This window comes from Kitasatospora sp. NPDC001119, from assembly GCF_053598475.1.
In genome coordinates this window covers 25,201-40,628 of sequence record NZ_JBSFKI010000020.1, presented here as the reverse complement: position 1 = coordinate 40,628, position 15,428 = coordinate 25,201, and the positions used below count along the sequence as shown (strand labels likewise).

Here is a 15,428-nt window from a genome sequence, read left to right as displayed (position 1 = left end):
CCGCGGCCGGCCGCAGCGCCGCCGCTCCGGCAGGGGGGACTGACACCAGCCCTGCCGTGACCACCATGTCAGCAGAGGGGACTGACACCAGCTCCACCGACACCGCCACTGTGGCAAGGGGGACTGACACCGGCCTTGCCGAGACCCATTGTGAACACAGGGCCGAGTCCGGCGCCATCCCTCGAACGGGTGATCCAGTCACTAATCGCTGGACTGGCGCGCACAGAGCGCTACGCTGGTGGCCGATCGCTCTGCTGATCACGCTCCTTGTCGCCCCATACAGTGCGCTTCCCGTCCCGGGACTGCTCGACGGCCCGCTCGGCAGCCCCGGAAGCCTCCAACTGCTCGCCCTGTGCCTCCTCTACGGCGGGCTCGCCACCGGTTACGACCTCCTGCTCGGTCGGACCGGACTGCTCTCCTTCGGCCACGCGCTCTACTTCGCGACCGGCCTCTACGCCACCGACCTCGGCATGCTGGAGCTGCGACTGCCGTTCGCCGCCGCCGCGGTGTTCGGCGTCTCCTGCTCCGTCCTGCTGGCCCTGCTGCTCGGCTCGGTCAGCCTGCGGGTCACCGGCATCGGCTTCTCCATGGTCACCCTCGCCTTCGCCCAGGCCGGCTCGATCCTCGTCCAGCGCAACCCCGGTGGCGCCACCGGTGGCGAGGAGGGCCGGTCCGCCCCGGCCGACCTGCTGCCCTCCGGCCTGCTCGGGATCGAGAACACCGCCAACCTCTACTGGATCGCCGTCGGCTACCTGGTGCTGACCGTCGCCGCGGTCCACTGGGCCGTCAAGTCCCCGATCGGCCGGGTCTGGGAGGGCATCAAGGAGAACGAACGCCGGGTCGAGGTGCTCGGACTGCGGCCGTACGGCTACAAGTTGGTCGCCTTCGTGCTGGCCGGCGGGCTCGCCGGGCTGGGCGGGGTGGTCTACCTGCTGCTGACCGGTGGCGCCACTCCGCAGGCCGCCACCTCGGACGCCACGCTCGCGCTCCTGGTCATGGTCGTCCTCGGCGGCTCCGGCACCCGCTGGGGGCCGCTGCTCGGCGGTGTCCTCTACACCTGGGCGAGCCACCGGCTCGGCGATCTCGCCAACTCGTCGGCCGTCGCCGACCTTCCGGCGGTGCTGCGCGTGCCGCTCTCCCAACCCCTGTTCCTGCTGGGCGCCCTGTTCGTCGCCGTGGTCTACCTGCTGCCCGGCGGCCTGGCTAGACTGCCTGCCCGCATCCGATCCGCCCGCACCGGCCGTTCCGCCCCGGCGCCGGCCGGCCCCGGAACCGCCCACCCCACCGGAGGTACCCCCGCGTGAGCCAGTCGCCGCTGAAGCCCGAGGAGTTGACCGTCCCCGTGCCCGGTGGGGACCTGGCCGTCCTGCGCTGGCCCGCCGAGGACCCGCAGGCCCCGACGGTCGTGGCGGTGCACGGCATCACCGCCAACGGCCTCGCCTGGTACGAGGTCGCCCGCCGGCTCGCCGGCCGGGTCACCCTGCTCGCGCCCGACCTGCGGGGCCGCGGCGCCAGCCGCTCGGTCACCGGACCGTACGGCCTGGCCCGGCACGCCGACGACGTGGCCGCGCTGATCGGCGCGCTCGGCTCGGGGCCCGTCACGGTGGTCGGCCACTCGATGGGGGCCTGGGTCACCGCCCTGGCCGCCGTCCGGCACCCCGACCTGGTCCGCCGCGTCCTGCTGGTCGACGGGGCGGTGACCTTCCCGCTGCCGCAGGGCGTCCGCGAAGAGGACGCCCTGGCCGCGGTGCTCGGCCCCGCGCTGGCCCGGCTGTCCACGACCTTCCCGGACCGGGAGGCCTACCGGGAGTTCTGGCGCGGGCACCCCGCCTTCGCCGGTGAGTGGACCGAAGGGATCGACGCCTACACCCAGCGCGACCTGGTCGGCGCTGAGCCCGAACTGCGCTCCTCCTGCGTGCTGGAGGCCGTGCAGGCCGACGGCGCCCAGGTCCTGCTGGACGAGGACGCGGCCGCCGCCGTGCACCGGCTGCCCTGCCCGGCCGACCTGATCTGGGCCGAGCGCGGCCTGTTCGACGAGCCGCAGGGCCTCTACGACCACGAGCGGATCGGGCTGGCCGGGCTGGACCGGGAGCGGGTGCCCGCCTCGCCGGTGCCGGACACCAACCACTACTCGATCCTCTGGGGCGAGGCCGGGGCGGACCGCATCGTCCGCATCCTGCTCGCGGACGCCCTCACCGCCGGGTAGCCGGTCCGCCCCGGAACGCCGACCGGGAACCGATCAGGACGCAGACCGGAACGCCGACGGCCGGCGGGGGCCCGCACCCCCGCCGGCCGCCGCCGGTGCCCCGTCCCGCCGCTCCCCGGCGGGTCAGCCCGCCGTGCCGAGGAAGCTCTCCCAGCCGCCCGCCGGCGCCTGGCCGACGTTGAGCGAGCGCAGCTTGCGCAGGGTGGACTGGTCCTGCACCTCCAGCCACTCGACGAGCTGCTTGAAGGAGACCAGCCGGACGTCGGGCTTGTCCGCGATGGTCTTGAGGGTCTCCTCGACGGCGTCCATGTAGATGCCGCCGTTCCACTGCTCGAAGTGGTTGCCGACGAAGAACGGCGCGCGGTTGCCGTTGTACGCGCGCTCGAAGCCCGCCAGGTAGGAGTTGGTGGCCTGGGTGCGCCAGTCGCCGTACTTGGCCGGGTCGCCCTTGGTACTGCCGGCGGACTGGTTGGCCAGGATGTTGTAGTCCATCGACAGGACCTGGAAGGTGTGCCCGGGGAACGGGATGGACTGCAGCGGGAAGTCCCAGACCTTGCCGTCCTGCACCTTCTGCGGCCATATCTGCAGGCCGCCCGAGGAACTGGCGTCGTACTTCCAGCCCAGCTTGGCGATGGTCGGCAGCAGCGCCTTCTGGCCCTCCAGGCACGGGGTGCGGCCGCCGATCAGCTCCTTCTTGTAGTCGAAGGGGAGCGGGTCGACATCGGTGAAACCGGTGTTGGTCCGCCACTGGGTGACGAAGCCGATCGCCTGGTCGATCTCGCTCTGCCAGTCCTCCGGGGTCCACACGTTGACCCCGTTCTTGTCCGGACGGCTGGAGCAGAAGTGCCCGTTGAAGTGGGTGCCGATCTCGTGCCCGGCCAGCCAGGCCTGGCTGACGAGCTTGAGCGTGCTCTTCACCGCGCCGTCCGACAGGTACGGGATGTCGGAGGCGCCGACCGAGTGCTTCGGCGGGTGGTAGAGGTCCGCCTTGCCCTTGGGCAGGGCGTAGATGCCCGAGAGGAAGAAGGTCATCGTGGCCTTGTGCTGCTCCGCCAGCTTCAGGAAGCGGGGGAACTGGCCGTCCTCGGTGCCGCCGGCGCCGTCCCAGGAGAAGACCACGAACTGGGGCGGCCGCTCGCCCGGCTTGAGCTTCTCGGGCTTGGGCTGGTTCGGCTGCGGGCCGGTGTCCGCGTTGGAACCGTCGCCGATCGGGGTGCCCTTGGGCACCACCGCCTGGGTGGGGTCGCCGCTGCCGCCCTGGGTGGTGCTCGCGCCGCCGGGGCCGGGGGAGGGGGAGCCCTGGCCCGAGCCGGACCCGCCGCTGGAGCAGGCCGCGACCGCGCCGAGGGCCGCGGTCGCGGCGGTTGCGCTGAGCACCGTCCTGCGCGAGATGCTGGTCATGGTCTCCCCTGGGTGCCGATACCGGTGGTGAGGGCGGCCCGCGGCCGCACCGGTCAAATCGGGCAATTGATGAATATTCCGCCGTTAGCATGTCATGTCGCCGCAGCGGCCACCAAGGTCGCCGAGCGCTGACGACTCTCAACACGCCGGGCGCGTACGGCTGGGCTGCGGGGATGCCTCGACTGTTGCCGTCCTGTGACGCTTCCCGCCCCGTGCGGTCCGGTCAGTACGCTACCGCCGGTCGGTCCGCTCCCCGCCGGAGTTCGTCAGCGTTCGGCCCGGTTGGTCGCCCTTTTGGGAAAACTTTTGCCCCTTGCTGGGCCGGGCGGCCCGAAGCCCGCTATGGGGCCGCTCCGGGTGGGCCGGGCGGGAGGGGAAAGGAGGGAGAGAAGGGGGGCGGCCGGGCGGGCCGTCAGAGCGCGGCGAGTCGCCGGGTGCGGCGCACCATGCGCGCGATCGCGGTGCTGATGGCGGTGGCCGCCGCGCAGGAGACCACGAGGCTCAGCCAGGCGGTGTTGAACCAGTGGCTGTTCAGCCAGCCCAGCGTCACGATGTAGGCGGCCCAGACCAGTGCCGCCAGTGCCGACCAGTGCAGGAACCGGTGCGGATGGGCGGGGGAGTGGCCGATGGCCAGGTCGAGGACGGTCCGGCCGGCCGGGACGAACCGGGCGACCACCACCATCGCGGCGGCCGCTCCGTGGGGGCGTTCGATCAGGGCCTCCTGGACCCGGGTCACGCTGGCCGCCAGTTTCGGGCGCCGGGCGAGTCGGCGGTGCAGCACCGGGGCGCCGCGCCGGGCCAGGTTCAGCAGCAGGAGGTCGCCCAGGAAGGAGGCCACCGCCACGCCCAGTCCGAGCATCAGGGGCGCGCCGTTGATCTGCGAGGTCTTGAGCACGGCCAGGATGACCAGCGTCCCGCTGGGGATGAACGGCAGGAGGGCGTCCCCGAGCACGGCGACGAGCGCCAGCGCGCAGATCCACGAGGATCCGATCGCGGCCACGAAGTTCAAGACCCTTTACTCCCTCCGTGCCTCCCGGGGGAGCAGGTGGCTGCAGGGGTCAACGCTAGCGCCTCGACTTTTCATGCCATGAAGCACCCCGGTATGGCATGGATCACGAGTGCTGATTCCGGCCGTGCCCCGAGGCTGCGGGCCGTGCGTCCGGGCCGTATGTCCGGGTCGGCCGGGGTGAGGGGTGCCCGGGCGGCGGAGGGCCGCCGAAACCGAACGAGCCCCCGGGGCGGGGTGCCGCGCCGAGGGCTCGCAGTGATCGTCCGGTGCTGGTCCAGCCCGACGATCTTGCTGGTGGAGTGCGGATCCCGCTCCGGCGGTCCGCCTCTGGGCCCAAGCCTGCCGGACGCCGGCCCCCGGTCGCGAGGGCCCGGGCTGGCGACTTCCGGCGCTGGCGGGAAGTCGCCAGCCGTGTTCGCCCACTGGCTCTCCGTCAGCCGAACGGTCGGTCGGACGCCCGTGCGAAATGGCCGAAACCCACTCGGACCGTGGCCGGACGACATCCCCGAGGCGGGAACAGCGAGCCCCCGGCCGTGGTTGACCCCGGTCGGCGACAGCGACCGGCGGACCACCCGGGCCCGCGCGGCCGGCCACGACGGCCGGCTCAAGGACGGCAGCCAGGAGGGCGGACGGGATGACCACCGAGGACCAGCAGGAGCACGGAGCCGAACCGGCGGCCGACACGGCGATCCGGGGCACCGCCCGGGGAACGGCACCCGCCCCGCTCTCCATCCTCGACCTCGCCACGGTCGGCGTCGGCCACACGCCCGCCGAGGCCCTCGCCGCCACCACCGAACTGGCCCGCCGGGCCGAACAGTGGGGCTACCACCGCTTCTGGGTGGCCGAGCACCACGGCATGCCCGGAGTGGCCAGCTCCACCCCCGCCGTCCTGCTCGCCCACCTCGGGGCCAACACCACCACGCTGCGGCTCGGCTCCGGCGGCGTCATGCTCCCCAACCACGCCCCGCTGGCCATCGCCGAGCAGTTCGGCCTGCTGGAAGCCCTGCACCCCGGGCGGATCGACCTCGGACTCGGCCGCGCCCCCGGCACCGACCAGGCCACCGCCCGGGCGCTGCGCCGCGGCCTCGCCGAAGGCGCGGACGACTTCCCGCAGCAACTCGCCGAGCTGACCCACTTTCTCGACGGCGACTTCCCGGACGGCCACCCGTACGCCCGGCTGACGGCCGTCCCCAAGGGCGAGGGCCGCCCGCCGGTCTGGCTGCTCGGCTCCTCCGGCTTCAGCGCCCAGCTGGCGGGCCGCCTCGGCCTCCCGTTCGCCTTCGCCCACCACTTCAGCAGCGCCAACACCGTCCCGGCGCTGGACCTCTACCGCTCGTCCTTCCGCCCCTCCGCCGTGCTCGCCGAGCCGTACGCGCTGATCGGCGTGAGCGCGGTCGCCGCAGACGACGAGCCCTCGGCCCGGCGCCTCGCCCGTTCCGCGGCCCTCGGCATGCTCCGCCTGCGGCGCGGCAACCCCGGCCCGATCCCCACCCCGCAGGAGGCCGAGGAGTACCCGTACAGCCCGGTCGAGGCCGACTTCATCGACAGCTGGCTCGACAACGTCGTGCTCGGCGACCCGGGTCGGGTCGCCGACGGGCTGGAGGCCCTGCGCAAGCGGACCGGCGTGGACGAGCTGATGGTCACCTCCCACATCCACGGCCACGAGGCCCGGCTCCGCTCGTACGGCCTGATCGCCGAGGCGTACGGCCTGACGGCGACGGTGTGACGGCTGCGGCCTGACGGCTGTGGCGAGACCGGCCGCCGGGACTGGCGGCCCGCGGTCCTGCCACGGCCGTGACCGCCGCCGGGAGGCCCGACGCCGCGCCCCGGGCCGGCCCGGGGCGCGGGCCGAGCGCCACGCGGCGGTGGGCCACACCACCGCGGGCCGGGCGGACCGACCCGTCGGCCCGCCCGGCCCTCGGCTGTTGCTCGCTGCGGCCGGTTCGGCTTCGCCGGGGGCGGGCGAAGTGCCGGCTCCGGGCGGGCACCGGCCGAGGCCCCGTCTCGTTCCGGCCCGCCCCTGCGGCTAGCGGCCCTGTAGGGCGGGACGGCCGTCGCGGAGTATGGCCGCGACGAGTTCGGCCTCGCCGGGGCGGGCGAAGTACCAGCCCTGGGCGGTGTCGCAGCCGGTCAGCCGCAGGCGTTCGGCCTGGGCGGCGCTCTCGATGCCCTCGGCGGTGACGGTCAGGCCGAGGGTGTGGGCGAGCTGCACCATCGCGCCGACGATCTGCTCGTCCGCGTCGCTGCGGCGGGAGCCGAGTTCCGGGCGGCCGGGCCGGTCCGTCGGGGAGGGCTCGCGGAAGCCCTCGATGAAGGTGCCGTCGAGTTTGAGCACGTGCACCGGCAGCCTGGAGAGGTAGGCCAGGTTGGAGTAGCCGGTGCCGAAGTCGTCGATCGCGATCCGCACGCCCATGTCGGCGAGCGCCTGGAGGGCCTGGAGGGGCCGGCCGCCGGGGCCGAGCAGGGCGCTCTCGGTGATCTCCAGTTGGAGCAGTCGGGCCGGCAGGCCGGTGCGTTCGAGGGCCCGGGCGACGTCGGCGACGATGTCGGAGTCCCAGATCTGGCGGGCGGCGAGGTTGACGCTCACGAAGGTCTCGGTCTCGGGGAACTCGGCGAGCCACTGCCGGGCCTGGCGGCAGGACTCCTCCAGTACCCAGGTCCCGAGCGGCACGATCGCGCCGGTCTCCTCGGCGAGCGGGATGAAGCGGTCCGGGGAGAGTGTCCCGTAGCGGGGGTGGCGCCAGCGGACCAGCGCCTCCGCGCCGTGCACGGTGCCGTCGGCCAGGCCGACCAGCGGCTGGTACTCGATCGCGAACTCGCCGCGTTCCAGGGCCGGGCGGAGCGCGGTGGCGAGCAGCTGCCGGGTGAGCTGGTGGGCGCCGCGGTCCGGGTCGTAGAGGGTCCAGCGGGCGCGGCCGTCGGCCTTGGACCAGTAGAGCGTGGCGTCGGCGTCCTTGACCAGGTCGGTCGAGGTGGTCTCGTGCACGGACCGCTCGACCACGCCGACGCTGGCGGTGACCACCAGCCGGTGCCCGGCCACGTCGAAGGGACGTTCCAGCACCTCCAGGATCCGGGCGGCCAGTTCGGTCAGCTGCTCGCTGCCCAGGCTGTCGGTGACCAGTACGGCGAACTCGTCGCCGCCCATCCGGGCCACCAGGTGGGTGTCGCGCCCGTCGAACCCGCGCCGCAGCCGGGTGGCGACGGCGATCAGCAGCTGGTCGCCGATGTGGTGGCCGAGCGCCTCGTTGATCGCCGCGAAGCCGTCGAGGTCCAGGTAGCAGACCCCGACCCGGCGTTCGTCCGGGGCGCCGACCGGGCCCGGCTGGTCGGTCGGCGCGAGGCAGGCGGCGTCGAGCCGCTCGAAGAAGTAGGTCCGGTTGGGCAGCCGGGTCAGTGGGTCGTGCAGGGCCTGGTACTCCAGCCGGTCGCCGAGCCGGCGCTGCTCGGTGATGTCCTCGACCAGCGCGAGGGTGTAGAGGGGGTCCCCGGCGCCGTCCCGGATCAGCGAGACGGTGACCTTGCTCCAGACCGTGTGGCCCTCGCGGTGCTTGAGCTGCTTCTCCACGCGGAACCGTTCCCGCTCGCCGCGGACGAGTTCGGAGAAGAGCCGGTCCGGCATGCCCTCCGGGTCGATGATCTCGTGCAGGTGGGTGCGGACCAGGTCGCCGACGCCCTGTCCGATCAGGGCGGCGAAGGCGGGGTTGACCTCGATGATCCGGTCCTCGGCATCGATCAGGGCCATGCCGATGACGGCGTCGCAGAAGGCGGCCCGGAACCGGGACTCGCTGGCCCGCAGCGCCGCCAGCAGCCGGTCGGTGTCGATGCTCTCCCGGCCGCTGCCGCGGGTGAGCCCCCGCTCCCGGCGGGCGTCGCCGCTGAGCGGGGCCGCGCAGGTGGGGCAGAGCAGCGGCTCCGGCTCGGTCAGCGTCCCGAGGGCGGTGAAGGAGGTGACGGGCCCCGCGGCCGGCCCGGTGACGGATCCGGAGACGGGCCCGCCGCCCGTTCCGCCGGTCGATCCGACGACAGGTCCGACGGCTGATCCGGCGGCTGATCCGGCGGTGGGTCCCAGGGTCGGTTCAAGGGCCGGATCGAGGACCGGTTCCAGGACCGGAGAGGCGAGGTGGCGGTGGCACGGTGACTCCTCGTGCCGCCCGCCCGGGTGGTGTGCGTCGGCCCCCTCGTTCTGGCCCGGCACGGCATGCTCCCGTCCGCTGCTGACGCTTGACGATGTCCGGCCGGCCAGTCGGGACCCGGCGGTCGGCTCCGCACTCTGTCGTGGTCCTCGGAGTCGGTCCGCTGCGGGGCCGCCCGTCGTGGGGCGCCGGTGCGCGGGGACCCGCCTGAAGGACAGGGCGCTGCGGCCGATCATAGGCCGCGACGGCAACACGCGGTGACCGCCGCCAGGGTGATTCGCCCGCTTTGTGATCATGAATGGCGGTACGTGCAGACGCCCCCGGTGCACATCACATGATGTGCGCCAGGGGCGCGTGCGCTGAAGCCGCGCCCCTGGGCGCCGACCGTGCGCCGGACGCGGACCGGTCGCGCGCCGACCGCGGGCCGGACGCCGGCCGGTCCCTGAGGGGCGCGGTGAAGAAGAAGAGGAGAAGAGGGGTGCGGTTCAGGCCAGCTTGGCGGTGAGGGTGATGGTGGTGCCGGTCAGGGCCTGGCTGACCGGGCAGTTGGCCTTGGCGTCCTCGGCGGCCTTGACGAAGCCCGCCTCGTCCAGGCCCGGCACCGTGCCGGTGACGGTCAGGTGGATGCCGGTGATGCCCTCGCCCGGCTGGAAGGTGACGTCGGCCTGGGTCTCCAGCGTGGTGGGCGGGGTGCCGGCGCCGGTGAGGCCGTGGGAGAGGGCCATCGAGAAGCACGCCGAGTGGGCGCCGGCGATGAGCTCCTCCGGGCTGGTCTTGCCGTTGGCCTGCTCGGCGCGGGACGGCCAGGACACCGGGTACGTGCCGATGCCGGACGATTCGAAGGTCACCTGGCCCTGGCCGGCGACGAGGTTGCCCTCCCAGGCCGTACGGGCGGTGCGGGTGGTTGCCACGATCGGTTCCTCCAGTGCTGAGGGAGAGTGTTCGAACGGTCACTTCCGGTCATGCGTGCCCCAGCCTACGGGCAGGGGCCTCCCCGCTCCGGCGTGTCACGCCGCAGCGGGGAGGCGGTGCGCGGTGCCGGCGGGCGGCTCCGGGGCACTGTCCGGATCGTGGACGGTTCCGTCCGACGGTGCGGGGCCGGAGCGGGGGCCCTGTTAGATTTGCCCGGGCCCGAGCCCGGCCGGCGTACGGTCGGGCGCCCACTCCAGACACCGGGAGCCGCCCCGATGACGGACCACTCCACGACCCCCGACGCCGCTCTGCCCCAGGGGATCGACGACGCCGTACGGGCCGAGCTGACCAGCCTGCGCGAGAGCATCGACAACATCGACGCCGCGGTGGTCCACATGCTGGCCGAGCGCTTCAAGGCGACCCAGCGGGTCGGCCGGCTCAAGGCCGAGCACAAGCTGCCGCCGGCCGACCCGGCGCGCGAGCGGGACCAGATCAAGCGGCTGCGGGAGCTGGCGGCGGGGGCGAAGCTGGACCCGGTCTTCGCGGAGAAGTTCCTGAACTTCATCATCGCCGAGGTCATCCGCCACCACGAGGCCATCGCCCGCGCCTGACCGGGCCGGAGCCCGCACGCCCGGAGGCCGGAGGCCCCCGCGCCCGGAGCCCGCACCCCACCCGGAGACGGAGACGGAGCGGACCGCCGGCAGCGGGCCCCGGTCGTTCCCGGCCCCTCCCGGCCGTTCCCAGGTGACCCCCGGTGATCCCCGGTGTGCCCCCCGGGGCTCCTCCGGGACACCCGGCGATGTCGGCGGCGGCTAAATGACCGATTTCGTCAGGCTCCACGGTTGGCGTAGCGTGCAGGTTTCCCCAGCCGGAGAGGTGGAGCAGCGACGATGGCGGTGAACCTGCCCGAAACGCCCAGCGGGGCCGGAGCCCCCAGCGGCTCCGCGTCGAACGTCCACGAGGTGTCCGGTGGCCGCGCCGAGGCCCGCCGTCGGACGCGCGGTTCGCGCGGCCGTACGGACCGCCGCGCGGGCCGGCGTCCCCGGCCGTGGTGGATCGAGCTGCCGGTGATGGCGGCGGTCGGCCTGGTGGTCGCGCTGCTGATCAAGACCTGCCTGTTCCAGGTGTTCACCATCCCGTCCGGCTCGATGGAGAACACCCTGCGGATCGGCGACCGGGTCGGCGTGAACAAGCTGGCGCCGCTGACCGGCTGGGAGCCGGAGCCGGGGCAGCCGGTGGTGTTCAAGGACCCTGGGGGCTGGCTGCCGCCGCAGCCGACCGACCCGAACCCGGTCACCAACGCCGTGAGCTCGGTGCTCAGCTTCGTCGGCCTGGTGCCGCCGAAGGACGACAACTACCTGGTCAAGCGGGTCATCGCGACCGGCGGCCAGACCGTGCAGTGCGAGGGCACCACACTGACCGTCGACGGGCGGAAGGTCGACGAGCCGTACCTGCACCCCGGGGACGACTCCTGCGCCGGGCTGGACTTCGGGCCGGTGAAGGTGCCCTCGGGCTACGTCTGGGTCGAGGGCGACCACCGCAGCGACTCCGCGGACTCCCGGTACCACCAGCACGGCCCGGGCGGCGGCGCCGTGCCGGTGGACAACGTGGTCGGCCCGGTGTCGGCCGTCGTGTGGCCGCTCAGTCACCTCGACTGGTTCGGCTGGACCGGCCGCTGATCCCGCGCTCGGCGGCCACCCGGTCGGGGGCCCCGGGCCCGGCGGCTCCAGGGCCGTCGGCCCCCGCGTCTGAACCCGAGCCCGAACCCGTTCCCGAACCCGTTCCCGAGCCCGTCCCCGAACCCGCCTCCGCGGGCTTGCTCGCCTGCGCCGCGAAGGCGCCGGTCAGCACCAGCAGGCCGCCCGCGATCTGCGGCACCCCGAGGTGCTCGCCGAGCAGCACCCAGGCCGTCACGGTGGCGACCACGGCCTCCAGGTTGGCGACCACCCCGGCGATCGGCGGCGAGAGGTAGCCGACCGAGATCACCCCGGTCAGGTAGGCGAGCACGGTCGCGATCAGGACCATCCACGCGGCCGGGACGAACGCGGGCAGGGTGTGCCCGTTCATCACCACCGACCCGCCGAGCCGGCTCCAGTCGGCCTGCCACGGCCGGGTGAGGACGGTGAGCAGCACCGCGCCGACGAGCAGCCCGAACGCGCTGACGGCGAGCGGGTCGACCGGGCGGTCGCCGTGCCGGCCGGCGTCGGCGAGCACGAAGTAGCCGACCTGGCAGAAGGCCGCGCCGAGGGCGAACAGCACGCCCAGCGCGTCGAAGCTCAGACCGTTCCAGACCTCGACCACGCAGGCCAGCCCGGCCACCGCGACGCCGGCGCCGATGGCCGCGCCGCGGGTGATCGGCTTGCGCTGGACGAACTTGACGTAGCCGATCAGCAGCGGCGGGCCGAGGTACTCGATGAGCAGGGCGACGCCGACCGGGATGCGGGAGATCGCCGCGAAGTAGCACGCCTGGACGCCCGCCACGGCGAGCAGGCCGAAGCCGAGCAGCAGGCCGGGGCGGCGCAGGACGGCGGCCCGGTGCCGGTAGGCGATCGGGAGGAGTGCCACCGCCGCCCCGGTGACGCGGAGCCACACCACGTGCAGGGGGGAGAGTCCGGCCTCTATCAGCGGCTTGGCCGCGGTGCCGGAGCCGCCGAAGGCGAAGGCGGAGACGAGCGCGAGGCCGAGGCCGAGGGTTCTGCCCGAAGGGAGGGTGGGCGAGGCCGTTGATCTGTGCACGGCCGCATTGTGACAGTCATACCAATGATCGGGTAAGGCGCCATTCCGTCATTCGGTCCTGCCCTTCACCGTACGCGGCGGCGAAATCACTCGGCCCCGGCCGCCCGGTCTCAGCTGAGAGCGGGCGGCCGGGGCCGAGTGAACGGGCCGGGGTGAACGGACCCCCGTCAGCCCCCGGACCGGGACGAGGCGCCCGCCCCCGTGAGCGCGTCCGTCCCGCCCGTCCCGCCCGTCCCGCCCGTGGGCTGGCCGGTCGGCTGGCTGGTCGGGGGCGCGGTCGGCTGGGTGGTCTGCGTCGGCTTCGAGGTGGGCCGGGGCGGCCGGGTGGGCTGGGTGGTGGGCTGGCTGGTCGGCGGGGCCGTCGGCGCGGTGGTCGCGCCGCCGTCGGTGCCGCCCGACGGGGTCGAGCCCGAGCCGTCGCCCGGCGCCGTGGTGGGGCCGGTGCTCGGAGCGCCGCTGGGGGCGCCCGTCGACGGGGCGCTGCTCGGCGTGCTCGGGGCGGTCGGCAGGTCGGTGGCGCCCGAGGAGTCGCCGCCGGCCGGAGTGGCGAAGTCGCTGACCGGCTGGCCCTTGAGCGCGGACTTCATGTAGCTGGTCCAGATCTGGGCCGGGAACTGGCCGCCGGCCGCGCCGTCGATGCCGCCGACGCCGCTCAGGCTGACCTGGGAGCCGTTGCCCGGGTCCTGGCCGAACAGGGCGACCGAGGTGACCAGCTCGGGGGTGTAGCCCACGAACCAGACCGACTTCTGGTCGTCGGTGGTGCCGGTCTTGCCCGCCACCGGGCGGCCGAGGCCCTTGGCTCGCCAGCCGGTGCCGCCCGGGTCGCTCACCACGCCCTGGAGCATCGAGGTGACCTGGTTGGCGGTGTCCTCGCTGATCGCCTGGGTGGTCTTGTGCGCGGGCAGCGCGACGTTCTCGCCCTCGCGGTCCACCGACTGCACCAGCCACGGGGTGATCTGCTTGCCGCCGTTGTCCAGCGTGGCGTACACGCCCGCCATGTCGAGCACGCTCGGGGTGGCCGCGCCCAGCGGGATGGACGGCACCGGGTCGAGGCCCGGGGTGTTGCCGGGCAGGCCCATCGCGACGGCGGTGTCCTTGACCTTCTGGAGCCCGGTGTCCTGCGCGAGCTGCGCGAACGCCGAGTTGACCGACCAGTCGGTGGCCTGCTGGAGGGTGATCTGGCCGTAGCTCTTGTCGCCCTCGTTCGGCGGCGCGTACGGGGTGCCCTTGCCGCCGCGGACCTTCCGGCCGCTGGTGCCGTCGTACACCGTGCGCGGGGTGACGGTGCGACCCTCCTGGGTCTTGGCGTTGTTCTCGAAGGCGGCGGCCAGCGCGATCGCCTTGAAGGTCGAGCCGGCCTGGTAGTCGCGCCGGGTGGCGTTGTCGACGTAGTGCTTCACGTAGTCGACGCCGCCGTACAGGGCGACGACCGCGCCGGTCTTCGGGTCCACCGAGGCGGCGCCGGCCTGGGCGGCCGCGTCCTTCTTCCGCTTGTCCGGGTTCAGGCTGTCGTGCAGCTGGGCCTGGACGGAGTCCTGGAGGGCCTGCTGGCGGGCCGGGTCGATGCTCAGCTTGATCGTGTAGCCGCCCTTGGCCAGCTCGGTCTCGTTGATCACGCCGCTGGAGGTGAGGTACTGGGTGGCCGCGTCGACCAGGTAGCCGGCCTGGCCGGACAGGCCCGGGTTGGGCTGGGGGTCCCGGACCTCCGGGAAGGCGGTCCTGGCCCGCTCGTCCGCGGAGAGCCAGCCCTCCTTGACCATGCCGTCGAGCACGTAGTTCCAGCGGTTGACGGCGTTCTGCTTGCCCGCCGCGGTCGCGGTGGCGACGTCGTAGGCGCTCGGGGCGTTCAGCAGGGTGGCCAGGTAGGCGCCCTGGGCGGGATCGAGGGCGGACGCGTCGATGCCGAAGTACGCCTGGGAGGCGGCCTGGATGCCGTAGGCGCCGCGGCCGTAGTACGAGGTGTTCAGGTAGCCGGAGAGGATGTCGTTCTTGCTCTCGGTGGCGTCCACCTTGATGGCGATGAACAGTTCCTTCACCTTGCGGGTGACCGACTGCTTCTGGTTCAGGTACGTGTTCTTCACGTACTGCTGGGTGATGGTGGAGCCGCCCTGGGTGCCCTGGCCCTTGGCGGTGTTGACCGCGGCCCGGGCCAGGCCCTGGACGTTGATCGCGCCCTCGTTGTAGAAGTTCCGGTCCTCGGCGGCCAGCGCGGCGTGCTGGGCGGCGGGGGAGACCTTGTCCAGGGAGACGTTCTGCCGGTTGGTCTGGCCGGTGCGGGTGAGCACCGAACCGTCCGCGTAGAGCCAGGTGTTGCTCTGGGCGGTGGCGGCGGCGTGCGCGTCCGGCACCTTCACCAGGGCGATCCCGAGGGCGAACAGACCGATGCCGAGCAGCAGTGCGGAGCCGAAGCCCAGCAGGGTCATCCGCCAGGTGGGTATCAGCCGGCGCCAGCCGGTGCGCTTCGGACGTCGCGGCTTCCTGCCGGCGGATCCGCCGGACCCGCCGGCCGGGCCGGCGGAGCGCTTGAGCCGTTTGACCGGCCGGAGACTGATCGACGGCGTGCGACGGCCGCCCTGGGCGTTTCTGGACAAAGCGCGGCCTTTCCTGCGGGCGCATCGAGGCAGCCCGGCACGGACGGGGACATCGGCGGTTGGGGACCTTTGTCCCGATTCCGGTTTTACTGCCCTGGACGAGCAGAACGGGCCGGATAGCTCCGGCGGATCGCCAATCGAGACCGACATCACACGCAAAACGGACGTCGGAGGCCAAAAAATCGGGGAGCCCCTCGCTGCTGCGAGAGGCTCCCCAAATGTCTGTGCGCCGCCAGGGACTCGAACCCCGGACCCGCTGATTAAGAGTCAGCTGCTCTAACCAACTGAGCTAGCGGCGCCTGCTGACCTGGAAAACAATACACGGTTCCGAGGGGTGCCTCGAACCATCACCGAGCCATCACCGAACCGTCGCCGAGCCGCCCCCGGGTCGCCCCCGGGTCGTGCTCGGGGCACCCGCGAACGACCCGGGCGGCGGCCGA

General features: G+C 73.4%; 11 protein-coding genes and 1 tRNA gene. 5 read left to right on the top strand and 7 right to left on the bottom strand.

What is annotated here, in order from left to right; translation table 11 throughout:
• The first annotated feature begins 65 nt into the window (after positions 1-65).
• Together ACWDD9_RS24355 and ACWDD9_RS24350 are read left to right on the top strand one after the other, a co-directional pair.
• Positions 66-1,304: a branched-chain amino acid ABC transporter permease gene (locus ACWDD9_RS24355; protein ID WP_079272676.1), complete on the top strand. Its 1,239-nt coding sequence runs from the start codon at positions 66-68 to the stop codon at positions 1,302-1,304.
• Positions 1,301-2,206 (top strand): alpha/beta fold hydrolase, encoded by a 906-nt coding sequence (locus ACWDD9_RS24350; protein WP_380743834.1) that lies wholly within the window; start codon positions 1,301-1,303, stop codon positions 2,204-2,206. Before ACWDD9_RS24355 ends, ACWDD9_RS24350 begins: the two co-directional genes overlap by 4 nt.
• A 123-nt stretch (positions 2,207-2,329) precedes the next feature.
• Here the strand turns inward: ACWDD9_RS24350 and ACWDD9_RS24345 are convergent, their stop codons facing one another.
• Both ACWDD9_RS24345 and ACWDD9_RS24340 read right to left on the bottom strand, forming a co-directional pair.
• Positions 2,330-3,607, bottom strand: coding sequence for a hypothetical protein (locus ACWDD9_RS24345; RefSeq protein ID WP_449812644.1), 1,278 nt, complete (start codon positions 3,605-3,607; stop codon positions 2,330-2,332).
• A 412-nt stretch (positions 3,608-4,019) separates the two neighbouring features.
• Positions 4,020-4,607, bottom strand: coding sequence for a DedA family protein (locus tag ACWDD9_RS24340; protein ID WP_234348218.1), 588 nt, complete (start codon positions 4,605-4,607; stop codon positions 4,020-4,022).
• Between the two features lie 643 nt (positions 4,608-5,250).
• Between ACWDD9_RS24340 and ACWDD9_RS24335 the strand changes: the two genes are divergently transcribed.
• Complete coding sequence (locus ACWDD9_RS24335; protein WP_449812643.1) at positions 5,251-6,342, top strand: LLM class flavin-dependent oxidoreductase; 1,092 nt, start codon at positions 5,251-5,253, stop codon at positions 6,340-6,342.
• A gap of 300 nt (positions 6,343-6,642) precedes the next feature.
• On the opposite strand, the gene ACWDD9_RS24330 is transcribed toward ACWDD9_RS24335, so the two are convergent.
• Positions 6,643-8,811: a putative bifunctional diguanylate cyclase/phosphodiesterase gene (locus ACWDD9_RS24330; protein WP_449812642.1), complete on the bottom strand. Its 2,169-nt coding sequence runs from the start codon at positions 8,809-8,811 to the stop codon at positions 6,643-6,645.
• A gap of 423 nt (positions 8,812-9,234) precedes the next feature.
• Entirely contained in the window at positions 9,235-9,660 is a 426-nt protein-coding gene (locus ACWDD9_RS24325; protein WP_049649677.1) for an OsmC family protein, read from the bottom strand.
• Positions 9,661-9,936: 276 nt separating this feature from the next.
• On the opposite strand from ACWDD9_RS24325, the gene ACWDD9_RS24320 reads away from it, so the two are divergent.
• Positions 9,937-10,272, top strand: coding sequence for a chorismate mutase (locus ACWDD9_RS24320; protein ID WP_049649676.1), 336 nt, complete (start codon positions 9,937-9,939; stop codon positions 10,270-10,272).
• 279 nt (positions 10,273-10,551) lie between these two features.
• Complete coding sequence (gene lepB, locus ACWDD9_RS24315) at positions 10,552-11,340, top strand: signal peptidase I (RefSeq protein ID WP_449812641.1); 789 nt, start codon at positions 10,552-10,554, stop codon at positions 11,338-11,340.
• On the opposite strand, the gene ACWDD9_RS24310 is transcribed toward lepB, so the two are convergent.
• The 3 genes from ACWDD9_RS24310 to ACWDD9_RS24300 all read right to left on the bottom strand — a co-directional run bounded on the left by ACWDD9_RS24310 (position 11,303) and on the right by ACWDD9_RS24300 (position 15,287).
• Positions 11,303-12,397 (bottom strand): EamA family transporter, encoded by a 1,095-nt coding sequence (locus tag ACWDD9_RS24310; protein WP_449812640.1) that lies wholly within the window; start codon positions 12,395-12,397, stop codon positions 11,303-11,305. The genes lepB and ACWDD9_RS24310 overlap by 38 nt on opposite strands.
• A gap of 167 nt (positions 12,398-12,564) precedes the next feature.
• Positions 12,565-14,820, bottom strand: a complete 2,256-nt coding sequence (locus ACWDD9_RS24305; RefSeq protein ID WP_449812639.1) for a transglycosylase domain-containing protein — start codon at positions 14,818-14,820, stop codon at positions 12,565-12,567.
• Positions 14,821-15,213: 393 nt separating this feature from the next.
• A tRNA-Lys gene (locus ACWDD9_RS24300) sits at positions 15,214-15,287 on the bottom strand.
• Positions 15,288-15,428 lie beyond the last annotated feature (141 nt).

Bases quoted from the DNA above. Each gene is read 5' to 3' on its own strand.
- ACWDD9_RS24335 (WP_449812643.1), top strand. From the start codon at position 5,251: ATGACCACCGAGGACCAGCAGGAGCACGGAGCCGAACCGGCGGCCGAC.
- ACWDD9_RS24320 (WP_049649676.1), top strand. From the start codon at position 9,937: ATGACGGACCACTCCACGACCCCCGACGCCGCTCTGCCCCAGGGGATC.
- ACWDD9_RS24305 (WP_449812639.1), bottom strand. From the start codon at position 14,820: ATGACCCTGCTGGGCTTCGGCTCCGCACTGCTGCTCGGCATCGGTCTG.
- lepB (WP_449812641.1), top strand. From the start codon at position 10,552: ATGGCGGTGAACCTGCCCGAAACGCCCAGCGGGGCCGGAGCCCCCAGC.
- ACWDD9_RS24355 (WP_079272676.1), top strand. From the start codon at position 66: ATGTCAGCAGAGGGGACTGACACCAGCTCCACCGACACCGCCACTGTG.
- ACWDD9_RS24345 (WP_449812644.1), bottom strand. From the start codon at position 3,607: ATGACCAGCATCTCGCGCAGGACGGTGCTCAGCGCAACCGCCGCGACC.